This window comes from Nostoc sp. KVJ3, from assembly GCF_026127265.1.
Taxonomy (GTDB): domain Bacteria; phylum Cyanobacteriota; class Cyanobacteriia; order Cyanobacteriales; family Nostocaceae; genus Nostoc.
Genome location: NZ_WWFG01000002.1, coordinates 972,153 through 994,057, shown reverse-complemented (window position 1 = coordinate 994,057; position 21,905 = coordinate 972,153). Strand labels below are relative to the sequence as shown.

At 41.2% G+C, this 21,905-nt stretch carries 16 protein-coding genes and 2 tRNA genes; 10 read left to right on the top strand and 8 right to left on the bottom strand.

Annotated elements, in window-relative coordinates:
* Nucleotides 1–266: 266 nt before the first annotated feature.
* The 3 genes from GTQ43_RS20380 to GTQ43_RS20370 all read right to left on the bottom strand — a co-directional run bounded on the left by GTQ43_RS20380 (nt 267) and on the right by GTQ43_RS20370 (nt 3,999).
* A complete protein-coding gene (locus GTQ43_RS20380) occupies nt 267–1,328 on the bottom strand; it encodes a WD40 repeat domain-containing protein (protein ID WP_265274575.1) in 1,062 nt (353 codons plus the stop codon).
* 129 nt (nt 1,329–1,457) lie between these two features.
* Nucleotides 1,458–2,015 (bottom strand): ferric reductase-like transmembrane domain-containing protein, encoded by a 558-nt coding sequence (locus GTQ43_RS20375; protein WP_265274574.1) that lies wholly within the window; start codon nt 2,013–2,015, stop codon nt 1,458–1,460.
* A gap of 469 nt (nt 2,016–2,484) precedes the next feature.
* Nucleotides 2,485–3,999 (bottom strand): phenylacetate--CoA ligase family protein, encoded by a 1,515-nt coding sequence (locus GTQ43_RS20370; RefSeq protein WP_265274573.1) that lies wholly within the window; start codon nt 3,997–3,999, stop codon nt 2,485–2,487.
* A 164-nt stretch (nt 4,000–4,163) separates the two neighbouring features.
* On the opposite strand from GTQ43_RS20370, the gene GTQ43_RS20365 reads away from it, so the two are divergent.
* From GTQ43_RS20365 to GTQ43_RS20320, 10 genes are all read left to right on the top strand, one after another.
* Nucleotides 4,164–5,855, top strand: coding sequence for a serine/threonine-protein kinase (locus tag GTQ43_RS20365; protein ID WP_265274572.1), 1,692 nt, complete (start codon nt 4,164–4,166; stop codon nt 5,853–5,855).
* A gap of 50 nt (nt 5,856–5,905) precedes the next feature.
* Nucleotides 5,906–8,032 carry a serine/threonine-protein kinase gene (locus GTQ43_RS20360; protein WP_265274571.1) on the top strand — a complete coding sequence of 709 codons (2,127 nt, stop codon included), beginning with the start codon at nt 5,906–5,908 and terminating at the stop codon, nt 8,030–8,032.
* Nucleotides 8,033–8,838: 806 nt separating this feature from the next.
* Nucleotides 8,839–8,908 (top strand) — tRNA-OTHER (locus GTQ43_RS20355).
* A gap of 112 nt (nt 8,909–9,020) precedes the next feature.
* Complete coding sequence (locus tag GTQ43_RS20350) at nt 9,021–9,221, top strand: hypothetical protein (RefSeq protein ID WP_265274570.1); 201 nt, start codon at nt 9,021–9,023, stop codon at nt 9,219–9,221.
* Between the two features lie 269 nt (nt 9,222–9,490).
* On the top strand, nt 9,491–10,213 hold the full coding sequence (locus GTQ43_RS20345) for a hypothetical protein (RefSeq protein ID WP_265274569.1): 723 nt from the start codon (nt 9,491–9,493) through the stop codon (nt 10,211–10,213).
* Between the two features lie 32 nt (nt 10,214–10,245).
* A tRNA-Ser gene (locus GTQ43_RS20340) sits at nt 10,246–10,314 on the top strand.
* Nucleotides 10,315–10,853: 539 nt separating this feature from the next.
* Nucleotides 10,854–12,287 carry a vWA domain-containing protein gene (locus GTQ43_RS20335; RefSeq protein ID WP_265274568.1) on the top strand — a complete coding sequence of 478 codons (1,434 nt, stop codon included), beginning with the start codon at nt 10,854–10,856 and terminating at the stop codon, nt 12,285–12,287.
* Between the two features lie 73 nt (nt 12,288–12,360).
* On the top strand, nt 12,361–13,320 hold the full coding sequence (locus GTQ43_RS20330) for a HEPN domain-containing protein (RefSeq protein ID WP_265274567.1): 960 nt from the start codon (nt 12,361–12,363) through the stop codon (nt 13,318–13,320).
* 434 nt (nt 13,321–13,754) lie between these two features.
* A complete protein-coding gene (locus GTQ43_RS20325) occupies nt 13,755–14,585 on the top strand; it encodes a hypothetical protein (RefSeq protein ID WP_265274566.1) in 831 nt (276 codons plus the stop codon).
* A gap of 92 nt (nt 14,586–14,677) precedes the next feature.
* Nucleotides 14,678–15,316, top strand: coding sequence for a HesA/MoeB/ThiF family protein (locus GTQ43_RS20320; RefSeq protein WP_265274565.1), 639 nt, complete (start codon nt 14,678–14,680; stop codon nt 15,314–15,316).
* A gap of 587 nt (nt 15,317–15,903) precedes the next feature.
* Here the strand turns inward: GTQ43_RS20320 and GTQ43_RS20315 are convergent.
* From GTQ43_RS20315 to GTQ43_RS20295, 5 genes are all read right to left on the bottom strand, one after another.
* Nucleotides 15,904–17,274 (bottom strand): alkaline phosphatase family protein, encoded by a 1,371-nt coding sequence (locus tag GTQ43_RS20315; protein WP_265274564.1) that lies wholly within the window; start codon nt 17,272–17,274, stop codon nt 15,904–15,906.
* 15 nt (nt 17,275–17,289) lie between these two features.
* A complete protein-coding gene (eboE, locus tag GTQ43_RS20310) occupies nt 17,290–18,516 on the bottom strand; it encodes a metabolite traffic protein EboE (RefSeq protein ID WP_265274563.1) in 1,227 nt (408 codons plus the stop codon).
* A gap of 304 nt (nt 18,517–18,820) precedes the next feature.
* A complete protein-coding gene (gene eboC, locus GTQ43_RS20305) occupies nt 18,821–19,753 on the bottom strand; it encodes a UbiA-like protein EboC (RefSeq protein ID WP_321162498.1) in 933 nt (310 codons plus the stop codon).
* A 101-nt stretch (nt 19,754–19,854) separates the two neighbouring features.
* Nucleotides 19,855–20,763 (bottom strand): TatD family hydrolase, encoded by a 909-nt coding sequence (locus GTQ43_RS20300; protein ID WP_265274562.1) that lies wholly within the window; start codon nt 20,761–20,763, stop codon nt 19,855–19,857.
* Nucleotides 20,764–20,844: 81 nt separating this feature from the next.
* Nucleotides 20,845–21,780: an EboA family metabolite traffic protein gene (locus tag GTQ43_RS20295; protein WP_265274561.1), complete on the bottom strand. Its 936-nt coding sequence runs from the start codon at nt 21,778–21,780 to the stop codon at nt 20,845–20,847.
* Nucleotides 21,781–21,905 lie beyond the last annotated feature (125 nt).

The window sequence follows — 21,905 nt, the reverse complement described above, 5'->3', positions numbered from 1 at the left end:
GTTTTTCTTTCTTGTACTTATGGTTTAGCGCATCTTCATACAGAATTGGTATAAGTTAAAACACAGCCCTTAACAAAATTGGTTCCCAGCCTAGAGGCTGGGAACCAATTTTGGGAGGCGGAGCCTCCAGTGGTTTAATCAGAGGCAGCAGCCCCTTGGAATACATTCCCAGCCTCCGGGCTGGAAACGACGCTAAATAAGAGTTTGGGCTTATCTATAGTGCCATTCAAATCCCCATCTGAGTTATGCTCCTTGCTCCCTTGCCTCTATTTCGAGCGTGACATTTGAGTATGAACAGTAAGATCGCGGGGTACAGACCAAAGTTTGATAGTTTCGTCACCACTACCACTTACTAAAGTTTGCCCATTAGGACTGAAGGCAACAGACCATACAGACTTAGTATGTCCTACAAAGTTGGTAAGGAGTTTGCCAGTAGATGGATTCCAAAGCTTGATTGTTGTGTCATAACTACCACTTACTAAAGTCTGTCCATTAGGACTAAAGGCAACAGACCAGACGGCTCGATAATGCCCTGCTAGAGTGTGCAACAATTTACCATCGCCTAATCGCCACAGTTTGATGGTTTTATCTATACTGCCACTGGCAAGAGTTTGCCCATCGGGACTGAAAGCAACAGAACATACTGCTTCAGAATGCCCTGTGAAAGTCTGTATGAGTGTCGGACTAGCAGTATTTAGCTGCCAAATTCTGATGGAGCTATCTGTACTACCACTAGCTAACTTCTGGCTATCGGGGCTAAAAGCAACAGACTTTACCCAGCCCACATCCTGGAGCGTAAAGAGTTCTTTACCTGTGTCTAAATTCCAGAGCTTAATAGTATTATCAGCACTGCCACTAGCAAGCAATTTTCCATTCGGACTTATAGCAATTGCTTCTACATCATCTCTATGTCCATCAAGGGTACGGATGAGAGTTCCTGTTTCCAAATTCCACAGTTTAATTCGATTATCCCAACTGCCACTAGCGAGTACACGCCCATCAGTGCTAATGGACAAAGATACAACTGCATCAGCATGACCTTGAAAAGTGTGGAGTAATTTGCCAGTGTGCAAATTCCAAATCTTTATCGTGCCATTATAGCTACCACTAACCAAAGTATTACCATCTGGACTGATAGCGATCGCATAAATCCAGCCTGAATGGTCTTTGAGGGTTTGATAAGGTTGAATAATTGGCAAGGACGTAACGCCGGGTGCGATCATCTCGAATGGTAATACTAAACGATAATAACTAAACCCAGCAGCCAAGGTTGCTGTAGACGCAATTGCCAGTAATAGTGTAATTTTATTAACAATTGGGTTTGACACTATAGAGCAATTCTCCATTTACACAAGTTGGGCGACAAATAGTACAAGAAAACAGAAGGCAGAAGAAAATAAAGCTTGTTTTAGCTTTTTCAACTAATTAGTTGCTTCCGCCATCTTGTAGTAATGAAACTATCTAGTGCTTTTTCCTACTAAATCTGGTTTAGTTATAATGTGGGCCTTTTTTTGTTGCTTATTCTGGTGTTCAATCCGAAGTCGGATGATAAATAAAACCACGATCGTAAGCATAGCAACAAGGCTAATTGGTGTTAAATATGTCCAGTGACCTGACATCTTGTCCCAGATATGCCAAATCAAAATAACCATAGCTACATAAGTGAGCTTATGTAATTGCTTCCAGTTCTTTTTCAGCTTTTTTATACTCCAGTTATTAGAAGTTATAGAGAGGAGTGTAAAAATAATGAAAGTGCTTACACCCTGGATGTATATCCAAAATGTCTTGATGTCAAAAAAATCAAAATTTCTCTTTTGAACCATTAAGAAAGCATGACCTAAAGCTAAAGAATAAGCTATAAGACCTATGATACGACGGCGTTTTAGCAGCCATTGTGGAATGCCAGTCTCTTTGGTTTGTGGAAAAACAATTCTGACAATTGTGGGAATTAATGTGACTATATAGCTAGCTAATGATAAAAATCCCAAAATATTAGGCAGGGGTGATTCATCCATTGAAAACATAATTAATCCCTGAAAATAAGATTATTGACTAGAGAAACTACAGGTATAAATAGTTAAACAAAAATTCTTATACTCCTATAGGAATAGCAGATAAGTTAGGTATTTTAATGTGTAAAGTCAAGCCTAGATATATATCAGAGGTTGATTAGAATTTTATGCAATTGTCAAAAGAAATTGGCAGCAATCTCATCCCAACAAGAGGGGTGTACGGGATTGGAGTCATTGGTACTAATGACCAATGACTTTGATTTACCCACGGCTTTTTATAAAAACGATCGCTCTCGTGTTCGCGACGCTCTTAGACTCGCAAATGCGGGAGTGTGTTGGAAGCCTTGCGGTGTTTTCGTAGCCGTAGGATGAGTTAAAAATGAATTTGCAAGTATTGCTAAAGATACTTACCACTAAATAAATAGACATAGGAGTGGAAATAACCAAAAACTATTTCCTATTCCCTATTCTCCTATTGACGGGTATAACGATGTTTCACTCCAATGGGGAAATATTCAAAATCACCCATTGGGGCTAATGTAACTTGTGGTGTTTGGTATTCTGGGGGAACATAATTAGCAAACTCGCTATTTAGGCGTAGCAGTTGTGAAAGAATGGAAGATGCGATCGCTAGTCTTTGATCTTCATTACCCTCTACCCCTGGTGCTAACTCCACAACCACAGATAAAAATCGATTTTTGTCTGCATCTTCCTTCACCTGCAACACAAATTTACCTGTCACCCATTCTTGAATTACTGGTTGTTCCAATCCCACTGTGACGTTTTCTGGATAGATATTTGCGCCAAAGTAAGAAACTGTAAAGTTAGAACGACCAAATACATAAACGAAAGGTAGCTGATGAATACCTCTAGGTGAGTGTTGAGTATCAGAACGGAGATTTTCGAGCGGGTTAAATCCCCATTCTGCTAAAAATTGCAGCATAGAATCATAACTAATTATCCCGCCAGTATCCAATATGTCATAACGCACTAAGGGAATACCGTTATCCCCTGAAAATAGCAATCCGCCATCTTCAACTTCAAAAAAGCGACTGCAAGGATCGTATTGTACTAGCGTGGGTAAACGCGATTCCCCAAATAAAGCTCTAGCTGCATCGGGATTTTGTGCTAAAAAACGGCGAATACAGATACTTAACGGCGTTTCATTCCCCAAAACTCCTGCATCCGCAGTGCCGTAAAGTGATGCAAAATCATAGCAAGGATTTTGTGAACCAACTCTTTCGCCAACTAAACTCCGCCATTCTTCACTAAATACTTCTCCCGCCATCACTAATTTAATCTGATATTGCTGCCACTCCACGCCACGGGCGATACCAGTATCAATCACATCTTTTAAAAATGGCGGGTATCCCAATAACACCACTTGCTCAAATTCCGAACCTAGTTCTTGGACAACTCGCAAGATTTCTTCTTTGTTGTTACCAGGAGTAATTACAGTGATGGGATAACCTTTGCTAGCAAGATAACGACAGCAATTAGTGGTAAACATTCCACCTACCCAAGTGCCTAAAGTGAAACAAATCACTGCTAGGGTACGTCTGGTATCTGTATAGAAACTATCGTGAAAAATCTGTTCAAAGCGGGTAGCGATTTGGAGTTCATCTGTGAAAAAACGAGGCCAAAATGTCGGTTTCCCACTGGAACCTGATGAAGCAGCTATCATGTCACACGCTTCTAATTGTCCGTTGCGGCACAAGTCAGCTAAGGGATAACGCAGGATATAATTTTGTTTAGCGATCGCTGGGAGTTTTTGAAACTCCTCCAAGGTTTGAATAGTCGCGGGATTTATTTCCCTTTCTGCTAAAAAAGCTTTGTAGGCAGGTACATTAGTTGCTACATCATGAAATAAAGTTAAAGCTACCGAAGTTTGAGTGTTAAGATGCCGTTGCAATATCGTTTCTAGGGGAGTAGACAAAAAATCTTCAAATGCTTTAATTACTTGCTGCTGTCGTGGTTTGCAGTTCATAACACTTGTTCTTTATCCTGAAATAGAACCAACACCGTTAGAATAATTCGTAATAGAGCCTCCGGCACGCTCCGCGAACGTAATTCCTAATTTGTAGGATATCCGAAAATGAGGGTATGCACGTTGTAGTCATTCAATAAAACCTTAATTTATCCTTCAGCACCATGCAGCTTTATTGCAGTAAACAACACACAAATAATGGTAGTAACCGCTTTTGTACCCATTGTGGTGAACCATTACCTCTTGCTGTGGGGCAGGTTGTGGATAATCGCTATCAAATTATCCGTCATTTAGGGCAGGGCGGCTTTGGACGCACCTATTTGGCGGAGGATATAAGTAAATCCCATGAAACCTGTGTGCTGAAGGAATTTGCACCCCAAGTCCAAGAACACCAAGATTTACAAAAAGCTAAAGAGTTATTTGAACGAGAAGCCAATGTTTTAAAAAAACTCCAGCATCCACAGATTCCGCGTTTTCACGCCTCGCTACAAGTGAAGATAGGCGCTAAAGATTTTTTCTTTCTAGTGCAAGATTATGTGGATGGTGACAATTATTACCAATTGTTAGAACAACGCGAAAGCCAAGGAAAAACTTTTAGTGAAGAGGAAGTAATCACCCTACTGCAACAGATTTTACCTGTGTTATCCTACATCCACTCACAAGATGTAGTTCACCGTGATATCTCTCCTGACAATTTGATTTGGCGGCGTTCTGATAATTTACCCGTGCTAATTGATTTTGGTGGTGTCAAGCAATTGCCAGCTTCTCAAGGTTTTTGGCGGACTAAGTTGGTTGGAAATAATACTTTACTGGGTAAAAAAGGCTACGCTCCTGAAGAACAGCTACGCCAGGGTAAAGCATTTTTCAGTAGTGATTTATACTCATTGGCAGTTACATCACTGGTATTGCTTACAGGTCAAGAGCCACAAAAATTATACGACAGTTATCAGGGAATTTGGGGATGGGGAAAAGAAATCCGAGTTAGTCCCAAATTGGAAGCGGTGTTAAAAAAGATGCTGGCTTATAAACCGAGCGATCGCTATCAACGAGCCGATCAAATCCTCAAAGATTTACCATCGGCAACTGCGGCTAAATCCACAGGTAATTATATTACCACCAAGATTAAGACGATGGTAGTTGCTCCAGGAAGACAACGCGCCAGCGCTATTGTAAGTAGATTCCAGAACAGAACGCAAGCTATTGCTAAACCGAGAACTTTCCCTGTTTGGATTCGCCCTTTTGTGATGAGTTTAGGGGGAACGGCTTTAGTTGGATTAACTTTAGCGGCGGGAAATGCAGCCATTCGGGCCGTAACTTCAATCGCTATCCCATCAATTTCATTACCTTCATTACCGCAAATTCCACATTTTCCAAGCGGGAAACCAGGTAGCGACAAAGGTAAAAATCCTAATCTCAAGGAAATTATCAGTCGTCGCCAACAGCTAGAAATTACTGAAGGATTTTTTATTCCCTTCGTAGATGATTTATTTTATACAAAAAAACCGGAATTAAAGGGACGTAGCCTGACATCTAAACCTGAAGACGCTGGCTTACGAGATGAATGGTCTGAGATCGCTGACGATTTATTGAATAAAATAGAACAGGCTGACCTCAGTACAGGATCTCGGCAAAAATTGGGTAAATATAGTCAAAAAGATTACGATACATGGAGACGACAAGCGCGATCCGGCCAATTGGGGAACTATACAATTGAGCAACTGAACAAAGACACAAATGAAAAATTTGATCGGTTGTTTCCTGGACAGGAGCGTGGGAAACTGAATCAAAAGACTTTTGGACAAATTTGGTATGCGATCGCAGCCGATGGAGTCAGTAAAGTACAATTTAGCAAGTAAGGAGACTGGCGACTGGGGAAGAATAAATAATTACTAATGACTAATTACTAATGACTAAAATATATTGTTCTAAAGGACATGAAAATTCCCCAGGTACTCGCTTTTGTTTCCAGTGTGGTGAAAAATTGTCGGATCAGCCCATGAGTTATAGTATCCAACCGGGATTAACTTTAGGCGATCGCTATGTGATTGTCCGTCAACTTGGACAAGGTGGCTTTGGACGCACTTATTTAGCTGAAGATGTTAACCGTTTCCGCGAACTTTGTGTTTTAAAAGAATTTTCTCCCCAAGTTCAAACCGCTTACGTTGTCCAAAAAGCTGAAGAACTATTTGAGAGAGAAGCAAGTGTTCTCTATAAATTGCAACATCCCCAAATTCCCCGCTTCCGGGAACTGCTTCGCCTGAACTTAGGGGGCAAAGAATATCTATTTTTGGTGCAAGATTATGTAGAAGGGGAAACTTACAACTCGTTGTTAAATGCCCGAATACAGCAGGGTTTGCGCTTTACAGAGGCGGAAGTACGCCTATTGTTGCAGCAAATTTTGCCAGTGTTGGAATACATTCATTCGCTAGGAGTAATTCATCGAGATATTTCTCCAGATAACTTAATGCTTCGCACTGTTGACAAATTGCCAGTGTTAATTGATTTTGGCGGTGTCAAACAAGTAGTAGCAGCCGTTGCTTCCCAATATTATCAACCCGGTATGGTTGCACCTCCCACAGCACCAACCCTATTAGGTAAAGTCGGATTTGCACCACCAGAACAGATGCAAACTGGTTCAGTGTCTCCTCACAGCGATTTGTATGCCTTGGCCGCAACAATGTTGGTTTTACTGACAGGCAAACAACCCCAAGAATTAATCGATACCTATAATCTTACCTGGCAATGGCGACGAGATGTCAACGTCAGTCCGATTTTGGCACAGGTATTAGATAAAATGCTATCTGCCAGACCAAGCGATCGCTATCAATCAGTTCGTCAAGTCCTCGAAGCCCTCAACCCGTCCCCAGCTAACTATCCCCCAACTCAATATCCCACCCCACCACAACCCACATCTGCCACCGTCGCCGTCTCCCCCCCATCCCCCTCATCCCCCTCATCTCCCCCTCCCTCTTCGTGGACACCAACAAAAACCTTCCTAGTGACGGTGGCGATCGCTGGTAGTGTTGGATTAATTTGGTGGGGAGTGAATGGCCACCGCAACGATGTCGCACAAGTCCAGCCTACTCCCACAGCCAGCCCAATACCAACCAGTAACCAACCAACCGATCCTTTAGCGCAATATTCACCAGCAGAAAGGCAGCGCAAAGAAAGATTAAGCGATCGCCGTCAGCAGTTGGGGATTAACTCTAGCTTCTACGTGAACTTGGTAAATCAAGTTTTTTGGGACAAAAATCCGAGTTTAAAGGGACGCACTCTCAGCGATAGCCCTGAAGATGAGGCTTTGCGAGCAGAATGGGATAAAACAGCATCCGAATTGCTGGAAAAACTAGCACTACTGAGTTCAAATACACGTAAGCAACTGGGAACTTATACAAGTGCCGAACGCGATCGCTGGAAACTAGAAGTCAACAAAATCAACGTTGGTAGTCGTTCTTTATCTGACTTAGGAGATGCCGCGTTCTTCAGTGTATTCCCTGAACAACGTGGTAAAAATTTCCGAGGTCAGCCCATTGAACAAGTTTGGTACGGTTTTCTAAACGATAAATTCAGTGCGATCCTCGCCCGTAGCGCTTTTGAGAAGCTTGTTTTTGATCCGGGGGCTACTGGTAAAACAGTCAACGGCACTCTGCAACCTGGTGATGGTAAAGTATTCATTGCTGGACTTGCTAAAGATCAATTTCTGGACTTGAAGCTAGAAGCAAATTCCCAAGTTTTGTTATCAGTCTATTTACCCTCTGGCAAAATCCCATTTTTAGAAGATTCTACCCAGCGCAGTTTATCAAAAAAATTACCAGAAAAAGGATTTTACGAGTTTGTCGTGGTTTCCACAGCATCGAAACCAACAGATTATCAACTCACCATCACGGCGGAAAATCCCACACCAACACCAACGCCAACGCCAACATCAACGCCAACGCCAACATCAACGCCAACGCCAACATCAACACCGACACTTACACCAACTCCTATAGAAACTGCTACACCAACACCAACACCGACGGAAACACCCTAAACGCTATCACACACAACACGAAAACCGATATTGTTGTTGCAGTTGAGCGACAAGTCGCTTCTCTCCAATTAAAAATTAAAAATTATTAATTAAAAATTGCAAGACGCTCTCTAAGTAGTAATGCAAAAATAAATATACGTTTGTCATTGCGAATGGAGCAAAGCGGAATGAAGCAATCCCAAGATATTGGGATTGCTTCGCTACATTTCATTCCGTACCCTACGGGAAGGCTCCGCCTACGCAATGACATAAATATTTTTGCATACGAGTAATATAGCAACCGCCAAATTACTTACGATATGTCATTGCGAGCGCAACGTCTCCAAGAGTTGCAATCACCAGGACTCTGCGTTCGCGAAGCGTGTCCGAAGGACTTATGCTTCACTCCGTACCCTTCTCCTTCGGAGACGCTATTCGCGTTCGGATTCTCCAACGGAGTACGCAATGACAAGTGTTTAACCGGACATGATATAAATCTTCAATTTTTAATTTTTAATTTGAAATTTTTAATTAAAAAAGGGGTTTCCCTTCCCTGTGGGACGCTGTTCGCGATCGCTCAACGCAACAAATCAAAAAAATGGCGAAGGTATTGATTTCTATAAATAATTTTGCGTAAACACTTATCCCCTTGACATTATGTAAAAAGCATACTACAAATGTAGTATGAGACTTAAAGCCTCCTCAAAAGGCAAAACTGTAGACGCTTTCTTAGCAAAATCAAAGCATCGCAATTATGCCTGTCTTGGGTCTGTAGCTCTAACGGTAGAGTTCCCAGATGTCACTTGTGCCCTAACAGAAAAAGCTTACATACTTGCTCAATGGTAGAGCGATCGTATCTTAACGATAAGTGTAGGTTCAATTCCTGCGGTGTTACCACAGCTTTTTCAACTTGCATGAGGTGTGAGTGTAACTCTCACAGGGAGGGTATCGGTTCAATCCCGATCAGATCCACTTATATCAATTCGTAATTAAAAAAGAGGTGATTGCAATGGTTCATATTCGATTTGAAGGACGTTCTCTTGATGTGCCAAAAACCCAATTGGGAATTGCAGCAGGGATGAATGATGTGGCAGTGAAAGAGCGCGTTGCTCGACATTTAGATGTGAATAGCGATCGCCTTTCTGCTTACGTAATCGATCGCCGCCCTAGTGGTGATTTGATTGTCCGCCCTGAAGCTGTCTATGGTTGAATTTTATTCCGCACCCTAACTTGTGAAGTCTACACACACTCCGGCAACGGAATGCAGGTTCGACTCCTGCCGCTCCCGCTAATGGGAGCGTAGCCAAACTGGTAAAGGCAATCGTGAAAACTGCTTTGCTAACTTGTGCGGAATTTCAATTATTTGAATTGTATTTATCCATAACATACTACTCAATACAGAGGTGAGTTCAATGATGTTAGCTAACTCATGTTTAATAACAACTCAATTAGTACAACTGCATTTAAACAACGTGAGATATGAGCGAACATCATTTGAGCGAGATTGTGATTGAGCGTCCTCGTGGTGGGAGGAGAATTAGCCTCAAAAAGGTGACTGGCTTTAAGAAGCAATTATACAAAATCACCCAGGATGCAATTCAGGATGGATTGTTGAATCCCTACCTGATTAAACCAATAAATAAATCCAAGCATCTTTCAGATCATCTCGGCCCACTGCGTCGGTTTTTGCGATCGCAAGTCGGACAGCCTTGGAATGAAGTTTACAGCCAACTGTGTCAACGATTAGATCCCAACACAATGGCAGGACAGCATGTTATCGATCATGTGTGGGACTACGTTGAACGGTATGTGGAAATAATTGATGGTGGTTTTTACAGTAAGCCTTACCAAGGGTATGGAATACAGCTAAATACAAACTACCGCGATCGCTTCTATATCCATCCTGAAACCGGAATTCTTTGTGCAGTCGAGAAAATACCTCGAAAGCAGAAGCAAAAGCCGGAACAAACCGATATTCTCATGATTGATAATTATCATGAATACCAGAAGCTAAATGAGATTTGGTATTTAATTACCTTTGAAGATTTGCCATCGCCACCCACTCATTATGTGACGGATGCTGTCAAAGGTATAATTCATCGTTCTGTGGCATATAGAGGTCGAATGATTTACGCTGTTAGTAAAAAGCAGTGTAACAAGAAAGAAATTCGGTTTATTTTAAATCAACTTTCTAAAAACTAAAATTTTCACTTCGTGCCCTAACTGAAAAAGCTTACATACTAGCCGAATGGTAAGGCACTTGACTTGAGATCAAGCAACTACGGGTTCAAATCCCGTGTGTGAATCAACAGCTTTTTCGACTTGCACGAGGTGATTTTATTTCATTTAAATATGGAGGTGAGAATGATGAAAAAGATTAATTCTTTCAACATCGAGCCTGAAGATTTCGACGATTTCTGCTTTTGAATCATTGAGCAAACGTCGTCGTGGCTTCCCATCTGAAAAAGCTGTTAAACGTGGCCATCGCCTTGTTCATGGTGACAAGGAACTACAAGAAAAGCTTGGTAACAATGACCTTTGTCTTTGTGGTTCTGGTCGCTGCTTTCAAGAAGTGCTGTCGCAATAGCGGCAGATATGATGGCAGTTTACGCAGCTACTACTTTTAGGGAGTAGTACTAACGATTTCGATTTACATCAAAACTGGCAGTTGTTGCCGCGCCCCGATCGCAGAAGCTTACATAATTTTGCAAAAGTTATACACAATGCTTCTACAACTTGCGCGGTGACTTTATCGCCCCGCGTGCAACATCTGCCTCCTGCAATTTTGGATTTTAGATTGCAATCTAAAATCCAAAATCCAAAATTCCTAAAGGAGGTTCCCATGAAAACCGCAGAACGCGATCTGCGTCTGGAAATGCTCAATAGTTTGCTGACAACTCCTCACCGCAAACTTGAGCAAGTCGCAGAAATTCACAAGTTAATTGTTGAACTCGATCCCATATTCTACGGACATCTAGCAGTCTGGTATCAGCGTTATGGCGATGTCCGCGACCATAAAGAAGTATTCTTAGCTCATTTACTCACCAGCAATTTGATTGAACACCGGGATGCTGGATTTATGATGCTGCAAGAGTTTCCGCCTTATCAGGTGGCTCGTGTGGTGGACTTTATGAAGCAGCAGCAAAATAAACTGCCCCGTTCCGCTCGGACTGCGGTACGGCGTTATTTGAAGACACGGGAGAGCAATCCGGCTCTGTTCGATCGCGCCGCTTTGCGAGGTCGTAAGGCAATGAAGCACTTATATGCTTCATTGCACATCAAGCCAAATGAACGGGCAAATGCGATTTTGTTTGGCGATACTCCTCCAGAGGGTTCCTTAGCAAATGTGCTAAAGCAGCTTGCTAAGGCAGAAAATGCCGCAGAACAGGCACGGCTGATTGTGGAGTTCAAAATTCCCTACGCGATCGCAATTGGTGCTATCAAGCAACTCACACCAGTTGTCTTGGTGGCGTTAATCAACAGCATGACTCCTCAAGAAGCGATCAATAACCTCAAGTCTCTCCAGACTAGAGGTGCAATGGATCATTCAGAAGTGAAAAAGCTGATTGATTCCAAGCTGGAAGCAGCGTCTAAGAGTACCCGTGTCTCAGCATTTAAAGCACAGGTTGCCGCAGACGCAGGAGATTTTGACGCAGACACCGTTGCCCAACTGGAAAAGGTGACAAACGAACAGGTAAAGCGGCGTGGTGCGATCGCTCGTCCAACTGCTTTATTGGTAGACAAGTCTGGTTCAATGGAAAATGCGATCGCGATCGGTAAACAACTCGCTGCCCTAATATCTGGTATCGCTCAGGCAGAACTGTTTGTCTACGCCTTTGACACCATTCCTTACGCTATTACGGCAAAGGGCAAGGAGTTGACCGACTGGGAGCGTGCCTTCCAGCACATCAACGCTGGTGGTGGTACTAGCATCGGGTGTGCATTGGAAGCAATGCGGAAGAAGAAGCAGGTAGTTGACCAGATTATTATAGTGACGGATGAGGGCGAAAATGCGGCTCCTTACTTTGGTGAAGTCTACAAGACTTACTGCCGGGAGTTGGCGATAATGCCCAATGTGGTGATTGTCCGCGTGGGTACTCATTACAACTGGGTGGAGAGTCAACTGAAGCAGCAGCAAGCACCTGTAGATACGTTCACTTTTGCGGGTGACTACTACAGCTTGCCGAATATCGTCCCACTGCTAACGCGCCCCTCTCGTCTGGATTTGCTGATGGAGATTTTGGATATGCCGTTGCCAGTGCGAGATGACAAATAGACTGTATCAGGGTGCGTCATAGTTATTTATAACGCATCATGATAAAGATATTAAAACTAAGCTTTGAGACAATATGTCAGAAAATACTAGCTTCGCTTTTGTAGCTAATCTACTCGATGTCAACTGCAATTTACCTTTTAAAGTTATTGAAGATTGCTACTTTCAAAAAGCTGATTTTATCCAAATTGGTCAGATTAAAAAATCTTTGTTAGACTCAGGATATTTTTATGAACTTTCTAGATTTAATTTATCTCCTTATGAATTAGTATATGTTGAAGATTTGAATACACCCAACCAAAAAGCTTTTAAAAGTCAGCACCTTGAACCACAGAATTGGAGATATTATATACTAACTTTTAAAGGAAATAATTCTGTAATTCATGATTTAGCACAAATAGCAAATTTAGCAAAAATAGAGCTAGAATTCGGATTACAGTTTATATATCATGAACAATTAGAAGGGTTTGGAATTCTGAAAAATCCAACACATACCTTTAATTATTTTAATGAAATGAATAGTGGCTTATCTTTAACTCAATTTATTGATGATACAATCTTACAAGATATAGGATCAATATATTTAGATTATAAGCAATTAGATGAGACTAAGTATTCAGACATAAAAGAAGCTGTTAATATGTTAAACGAACTGAAGAATATTCCTCATAATTCTAAATTTAAGATTCTTGGACTATTTACTATTATTGAGTTTTTAATTACACATAAGCCAATTGATACAGGAGACTCCATTACGCGACAAGTTACAAACAAAATCAATTTATTATCAAAGCGTTTTAGTAATCAATTGGATTACTGTCAGTTTTTTGTAAATACATCTGAAAGTGCAATTTGGAAAAAACTTTATGCTTATAGAAGTAATATAGCACACGGTAGTAAACCAGATTTTGCAAAAGATTTATTAGTGTTAAAAGATGATTCCACTGCCCAAAATTTTCTAAAATTAGTTGTAAAAATGCTTTTGCGACACTCTCTAATTGAACCTCAACTATACACTGATTTGAAAGAATGCTAAATGAATATTGTTGGCAGAACAAACTTGAAACCCTTGAACCCTAGCTGACTGATAAAGATTCTATCTCAATTTGCTTTATGGCAATGACAACCGCGATCGCTTTTTCATTTCATTTGTAGCATATTGTATTATATTAATATCCTGCGTGCCCCAACTCTTGGAGCCTACATACTAGTACGAGAGGAACGGTACACTGTCAAATACAGTGGGCGTGTGTGAACGGGGAGTACGAAGAACCTGGGAGGTAGGCTTAAAAGTAGCCATCCTTGAAAGAGTGTGTAACAACTCACCAGCAGAGTCCCTCTAGTAACTGAGAACACGCAATGCTCCACCAACTTGCACGCAGAATTATATTAATTCGTAATTCGTAATTAAGAAAGTCAGATTTTATAGGGTTGTATTGGTAGCCTTATTTTTGAAAATTGGTATTGGTTATGACTAACATATTTAAGCTAATCAACCAAATTGCGATCGCAGAAGCGCAATTACATACCACCCAATTCCTTGCACCTTGTGTTAAAGGTGGACGAGTTCGCACACGAGTAGCTGGGATGGTTTACACCTTCACGCCAAAGCCTAGTAAATTTGAAGGTTGGGGCATCTTTCAGCCTGTGGATGAGAAAACAGCAACGGTTGTAGAAGAAGCAGACTTACCCCAAATTACCGAATACCTGCAACACTTTCCCCAAATACGACTGCGGTTAGCACACCAACTGCGGAAACAAACTTGGTTAGCATACCCTGTGAATGAAGCAGATGTGCGTCAACGGTTGAAGGTAGTTAAGCCGATCGCAGTCCACTTAGTTACCGAGGGTATCGCCTTTGAGCAAATCATTGCTCGATGGAATGGACAGTCTTGCTGGTTCGAGGAAGTAGATCGCCGTACCGATCCGGTAATTGTTGAAACTCTGCAATCTGCCGTCAAACAACTCATTCCTGCTGAAGAATTACAGTTGAAAGGCATTACTCCAGAAATCCGTACAGTGTATGAATTAGCAACTCGGCGCATTGAGGGATTTACTCAACCCCAACAGGATGAAAAGCGACTGAGAAAGGCTTTGCAAATGGGCGGGGGTGAATTAAACCAATTCCACGATCGCAGCGACTACTGGACAGTCGATTGGACAACTGCTGATGGTGTTCGCCATAGTAGTGCGATCGCTAAAACTGATTTGACTGTTGTTAGTTCTGGTATTTGCCTAAGTGGACGCGATCGCGATTTTGACTTGCAATCCTTAGTGGCTGTTATGGAACAACAAGAATAACGAACCACAGAGGCGCAGAGGACACAGAGAAATGAGAGTTTGAGAGATATTTTGCGTAAGTCCTAATTCAGACTAATTAATTACGAATTATTATGAGTGTCTTTTTTCACGAACAGCTTTACCGCACCAATGCTGTGATGACAAAGTTGAAAAACTATCCTGTAACCATTTGTGGCGCTGGGGCATTAGGAGCTAACATTGCAGAAAACTTAGCTCGATCTGGTTTTGATAAACTTACAGTGATTGATTGCGATCGCATTGAGGAACGTAACTTATCGACTCAGCCTTACTACCGTTCTGATGTGGGAGCGTTCAAGGCGAAGATTTTGGCAAACAATTTATACCGAGCAATTGGTACTAAAGTTGATGCTAAAACAAAAGAATTGACACCAGCAAATACAACTCAACTACTCAAAGACAGTCAGCTAATTGTCGATGTCTTTGATAATAGTGTGGCGCGTCAAGCAGTGAAAGATTATGCTAACCAGTTAAGCATACCTTGTCTTCACGCTGGACTATCGGCTGATTATGCAGAAGTGATTTGGAATGACGTTTATCGCGTTCCTTCCGAGGTGAATGATGATGTTTGTGATTATCCGTTGGCGCGAAATCTGGTGATATTAACCGTTGCGGTGACGTGTGAAGCGATCGTTTCATTCATTGCGACAGCAGAACAGCGTAACTTTAGCATCACTCAGAAGGATTTGACTGTTCAATCTTTCTTTGAGTAGGTTTTTACCGATCGCTCTTTGAGAGGGCTGAGAGGATGTTTTAAAAGTAGTTAGCTGTGACTTTAATCGAATTATTACCCCCCTTAATCCCCCCTTATAAAGGTGGGAAACAAGAAAATCCGGTTCCCTCCCCTTTATAAGCTACGGTGTACACACATCTTGGTAATGAAGCCCAAATCCTGGATTTACCCCCCTTAATCCCCCCTTGTAAAGGGGGGAAATATCCGGTTCTCCCCCTTGCCTAGGGGGAGTTAGAGGGGGTTAAAAGGACTTGTGTGTACACCGTAGCCTTTATAAGGGCAGGGTTAGGGTGGGGTAAATAAATATTTGATACATCAATCATGACTTTTAAAACATCCTCTGAAGCCCTTACTACAAACTAATCTCAAAAATTTTTACATTACTTAATCGAGTTTGATTTATAAAGAAAGTAAAGGTTCAAAACCTCGCCCCTTGTGGGCGAATAAATCCTTGTATCTTAAGGTAAGTAGAAACCCCACCCCAAGTGTCTGGCTTAGTTTAATCCCCCTGCTCCCCCTGCTTCCCCTGCTTCCCCTGCTTCCCCTGCTCTCTTCATTCTCGCCTACTTAATTCAAATGTTTGAGAATCAACGCACAAATATCTGTCGCCTCAATTCGATTGTCATCAATTAGTTGAGTTTGCTGGGTAATAAATAGAGGCGCTTCAGATGGAGAAGTAGTAATATGACCGTGAGAACCACGTATCAGGGAAGCATCTAGAGGAATTACGTCCATTAAGTAGCGAAAACCCAGTTGTTTCTTAAGTAACTTGAGAGCAATTTTTCCTTGAGGAAATTTAATCTGTGGATCGAGGAAAAGTTCTACAGGATCGTAACCAGGTTTGCGGTGAATATCTACAGTTCTAGCAAAATCAGGAGCTTTGGTATCATCGAGCCAATAATAATAGGTAAACCAAGCGTCAGGTTGTGCGATCGCTACCAACTCTCCCGATCTAGAATGATCTAGATGGTAGGCTTGCTTACCCTGTTCATCCAGTACCTGCGCTACGCCTTCAGTCGCTTCTAAAAGCGATCGCACTTTCGGGATATACGCCGGATCGTTCACATATACATGAGCAATTTGATGATCGGCAACAGCAAAGGCAATGCTAGCACCAAAATCGAGCAGTTCTCGCCCTAATTCTTCTCGCACGGCAATTAAACCATTTTCTCGTAGTACGCGGTTTAAATCCACAGCTTTGGAAACTGGAGTAATCCCATACTCCGAAAGAATAATTACCTGAGTATTACGTGCTTCATAATATTTAATTAAATCAGCACAAACAGCATCAATTTCTTGCAAATCAGCTTGAATTTGTGTTTGATTGTTACCAAATTTTTGCAGACAGTAATCTAAATGTGGTAAATAAACTAATGAGAGTGTAGGGCTGTAGCGTTCCTCAATCCATTTTGCTGAATTGGCAATCCATTGGCTAGAACTAATGGAAGTTTTTGGCCCCCAAAAATCGAACAGAGGGAAATTTCCTAAATCAGATTGAATTTGCGATCGCACATCACTAGGATGGGTATAAATATCAGGTAATTTTCTCCCATCTGCCGGATACATCGGGCGCGGCGTAATCGCATAATCTACTGAAGAATACATATTGTACCACCAAAAAAGGTTGGCACAAGTAAAAGTTGGATCAATTGATTTGGCAATTTCCCAAATTTTGGGAGCTTGTACTAGCTTATTAGATTGTCGCCAAAACTTCACTTCACATTCATCGCGAAAGTACCAACCATTAGCAACAATTCCATGTTCATCAGGCAATTTTCCTGTTAAATAAGTAGCCTGAACTGAACAAGTTACAGCAGGTAAAACTGTTCCAATAGAAGCTATCTGCCCTTTCGCAGCCCAAGAAGATAAAAACGGTGTGTTTTCTCCTAATAAACTAGGCGTTAATCCTACGACATCTATAACAACTGTTTTTTGCATAAAATTAATTTCCTCTTAGTTTACGATAAATTCTTTTAATGTCCACTCATATTCGCGCTGAATAGAATTCAGCAAATCTATCTTCATTTCTGATGGCAATACGTCCCAAGTGTAAGTCTCAATTTCTAAATGCGAGCAAGCATTGTTTTTCTGAAGTAGATGTAAAACAGTCACAATATCATCTTGAGTAGATTGCAAAATTTGATAATCATGAATAAAAATTGGGACGTGAAAATGAGTCCGCCATTCTTCAGCTATAGATTGCTCTAAATGTGGTAATGCAGTTATTAAATCAGGATAGTGATGCAGTGTACCATCACTGCGACGTTCTATTACCTGATGGAGATAAGTAGATTCTGCAAAAGGACTTAAGCGTTCAACTATCAAATTACGCTTTTCAGCCTCAGCAGGTATTTTTACTTTAATAGCAGCGCTGATTTGAACTTTACCAATCTTAATTCCTGCTGATTGTAAACGCGCAAACACAGATTGCGGCTCCTCATATTCAACTGAAAAATGACAAGTATCATAGCAAACTCGAACGTGTTCTAGTAATTTAGTTTCTGCTAAATTCTGTTCAATATTGAGTTGTTTTGACAACTCATTACCGCCAATTGGCAATAACCAATTTTGATAAAAATCAATTACTTCTGAGGTATTTTCAATTAATCCATCTGGCTCAGGTTCTAAATCAATATGAAGTATTTTTCCAGTTTTCTCGCGGATGCGAATCATTTCTACAACAACTGATGCTATGTTCAAACAACTATTTTTTAGAACTATCTCGAAAGTCTCTTGGTCTTTTTTCCACCAAGGTTTATAAGATAATGGCAGTGTAGAAATTCCGCCATCTAATTCTTTTGGTAAAAGAACAGCTAAAATATGTGCCAAGTTTAATGTATAGTTTACCCGTTCTTGTGTAGACCAATCTGGTGCATAAACTTGGTCTTTTACCACCTGTCGATGGAAGCCACCATAGGGGAATCCGTTTAAGGTGAAAACATATAAATCTTGTTGAGTTAGCCAAGTTTTAAATTGAGGTAAATTATTACTTTCTAAAAGTTGTTTTGCAGCAATATCTGCTAATCTTAAGCCAATACCAAAAGGTTCGTTAGGTGATAAACGTGACTTGAGTTCGGGAATATACTTTTCTAAATTAGCGAAAACCTCTAGCCAACTTTCACCAGGATGAATATTGCTGCAATAAGTTAAATGAAACTTGCTGTCTTTTGTAATTTTCATTTTCTAGCTTTGCCCTATATATGCTAATATCTATTTTCTTTGGCTTATAATATTTCACAAAATACCTATAACATATATCATGAATATAGGCGCATAGTATAGATGTGCGCCCATATAAGAGTACTCCAAGGAAAAAAATGCCCAATTGTCATGGTGAGAGAAGCGAGGCAATCACAGCTCTTGGGATTGCTTCGCTTCGCTCGCAATGACGGGTTTTGGATCATTTATTTTTTGGAACACTCTAACTAATTCATTTGTCGCAAAGATTGTTGAATATGCTATTACTAAATGTGGAAATTAAAATTTAAGTAACTGCAAATAGTTGTGCTAATTTCATCGAAATTGGTAGCAATAATAGAACTAATAAACCGTAATACAAACCAGAAAAACCAGATGCAATGGTTGCATCTAAGACTATTAGAGATAAAACGCCTATTTTCACAGCATTTCTGATATTTTCGGCTACTGGTTCACGCGCTGCTTTGATAAAATTAGGCAAGACTCTGATAGCTAATAAAGCCGCGAATGGTAGTGCTGCGATCGCTGTATACTCTCCTAATAGTCCTAAAGCTAAAACTGCTGTCAAAACTATTGCAATTAGAGATAGTGCAACTACTCCCGTAATTTTCTTACCTCCGTGAACTTCACCCTGACTAATTGCGGTAATAGCAGCAATATAAAGAATAGGGATTAGTATTAAATACCAACGTTCTCCCACGATTGCGGGTACAGCACTTACGCCTAATAATAAGTTACTCCCACGGCACAAACCCATATTTAAAGGGCCAAAAAAGGGATGATGTTTGGCGAGTGAGTCATAGAGGAGGGATGCAAAAGTGATAAATATAGCGATCGCACCACTAAACCAAGATACTTGAAAAGCGGCTATAATGCCAATTAAAAACAGTATACTTCCCAATACGGTAGCATTTTGACGAGATACGCGACCACTGGGAATTGCTCTATTTGGTCGCTCTTTTGCATCTAATTCCGCATCAAAAACATCATTAAAAACTATACCGCCGCCGTACAAACCAGTTGTAGCTAATAACAACCAAGCTAATGGACTTAGGATGGCAAAACTTGCTTCTCCATTGATTAATTTAACAAAAATAATCCCAGAGCCGGAAGCAGCAAAGCCAACAAGAATATCCGCCCAAGCTGTAACAATATTAGCCGGACGCATCAATTCCAAATAACCCCGCCAGCCCTGAAAATTTAAGCTTGCAACATTCACTTATCTGTCTCCTTAATACTATTTTAGATTTTAGATTTTGGATTCTGAAAATGACATTGCAAAGATATAAATTTCTCTTACAATGCCCAATTCCCAATTTTCTACTCAATCAACACATAATCTGAAGCTGATTTGATTCCTGGTTCTTGTCCCCGCAACACAGAATTACCACTAAACAACTGACGCTGATCGACAGATTGGGGATTGAGCCAATCTGACGCTTTCATCTGCCCAGTTTGACTGTAAGCAGCTAGGGCATTTTCATAACAAACTGCTCGCACGTGTTCTTCAGGAATGCCCCTATCTAACATCAACTGAGCCGTTTTTGGGACAGCCAAAGGATCGCTAATACCCCAATCAGCACTACTATCTACAATGATGCGATCGCACCCATATTTACGGACAACTTCTACCATTCTGGCGTTACCCATCTTCGTTTGTGGGTAAATTGTGAAAGCTGCCCAAAAACCCCGTCCTAATACTTCCTCGACAGTTTCTTCGTTGTTGTGATCGATAATTACTTGTGAGGGATCTAAGCCATATTCAATACAGCGTTCCATGCTCCGAATAGCACCCGCCTTCTTATTGCGATGGGGAGTATGAATTAGTACTAACATATCGAGTTCTTTGGCTAATTCTAACTGTTGACAAAAGTATTTATCTTCTGCCTCTGTCATATCGTCGTAGCCAATTTCCCCAATAGCAACAACTCCTTCTTTACAGGCATAAAGTGGCAGTAGTTCTATAACTTCTGCTGCTAGTGCCTCATTATTAGCTTCTTTCGGATTTAGACCGATTGTACAGTAATGTTGAATGCCAAATTGACTAGCACGAAACCTTTCCCAGCCCACAAGACTACTGAAGTAGTCTTTAAATGTGCCAGCGTTGGTTCGGGGTTGTCCTAACCAAAAGGCTGGTTCAATAACGGCGACAATGCCATATTCCCGCATTACTAAGTAATCGTAAGTAGTACGGGAACACATGTGAATGTGAGGATCGATAAACATCATGGTTTTAATGATTGGGAATTAAGAATTAAGAATTAAGAATGGGGCATTGGGCATTGGGCATTGGGAATGGGGCATTGGTTATTAATTCTTCCCCTGCTTCCCCTGCTCCCCCTGCTCCCTCATCCTTCCCACTCCCCACTCCCTACTACCCACTAATTTGTGGCTAAAACTACTCCAAGTCAGATTACCTTGTTGAATGGATGACTGTAAATCGGGGTAATGAGAAAGTAATGCTTGCGCTTGAGGCAAAGGAGAATCAGCACAAGCTAATGCTGCTGCTTCTTGCTCGTGTATATCCCCATTAACTAGTACTTTTTCTAAATCTGTGATGATTGCGCTATCCGCAAACCGTCCTACAGATCGCCAAAGTTCTGGCGTAACTGAGCGTTTAGCTGCCCAACGTTCATGGGCATAGTCTACCAACATCCTCGCTAATTCTGGGTTAGCACGCCGATCGAGTCCCCAAATTAAATGCAATGGACTGCCAACGAAAACGACCTTCAGCACCATCTGATTCCAAGCAGCGTTATCTAAATAATTTGCTGGATAAGGGTTACGTAGTGCTATGGCTTGGAATACATTACTCATATTGCTGCGAATTCCCTCAGCAGCACGGTGGTGATGTAACTCTGGATGTGGGAGTAAGGGTAAACTTTGATACAGAGCAACCAACTCCCCCATATCGGCAGTAGAGAAGACGCGATCGAGTAATCCCACATACCCCTGGGCATCATCGTGGGGCAAAGTTAGAAGTAACAGTGTGCGACCTGCTTGATCTACACTCCAATTAACAGGATACCAACCGGGAATCAGATCCTGTGCTGCTTCCAAGTCCTGGAATATTAGCTGCAAATCCTCTTTACCTAGATAACGCGGCACAGCACTAAATGCCGTAAAAAACACTCTTTCGGCAGCGCCGCTAGCTATTTGTGCCTGTTTCTGTTCCAGCCAAGCAAACGCTTTCTCTGAAACAGACTTTAACAGCCAGTGATGCAGTAACTTGTTTACTTTACTCATGATGAATTTCAGGAGAAGTCGCCCAACTTTTTTGTGACAACTAAGTATAAAATTTACCACTAAATTTGATATTTAGTGATAGAAGTAGCTAGATAATATACTACTGCAATCATAACTTTACTGAA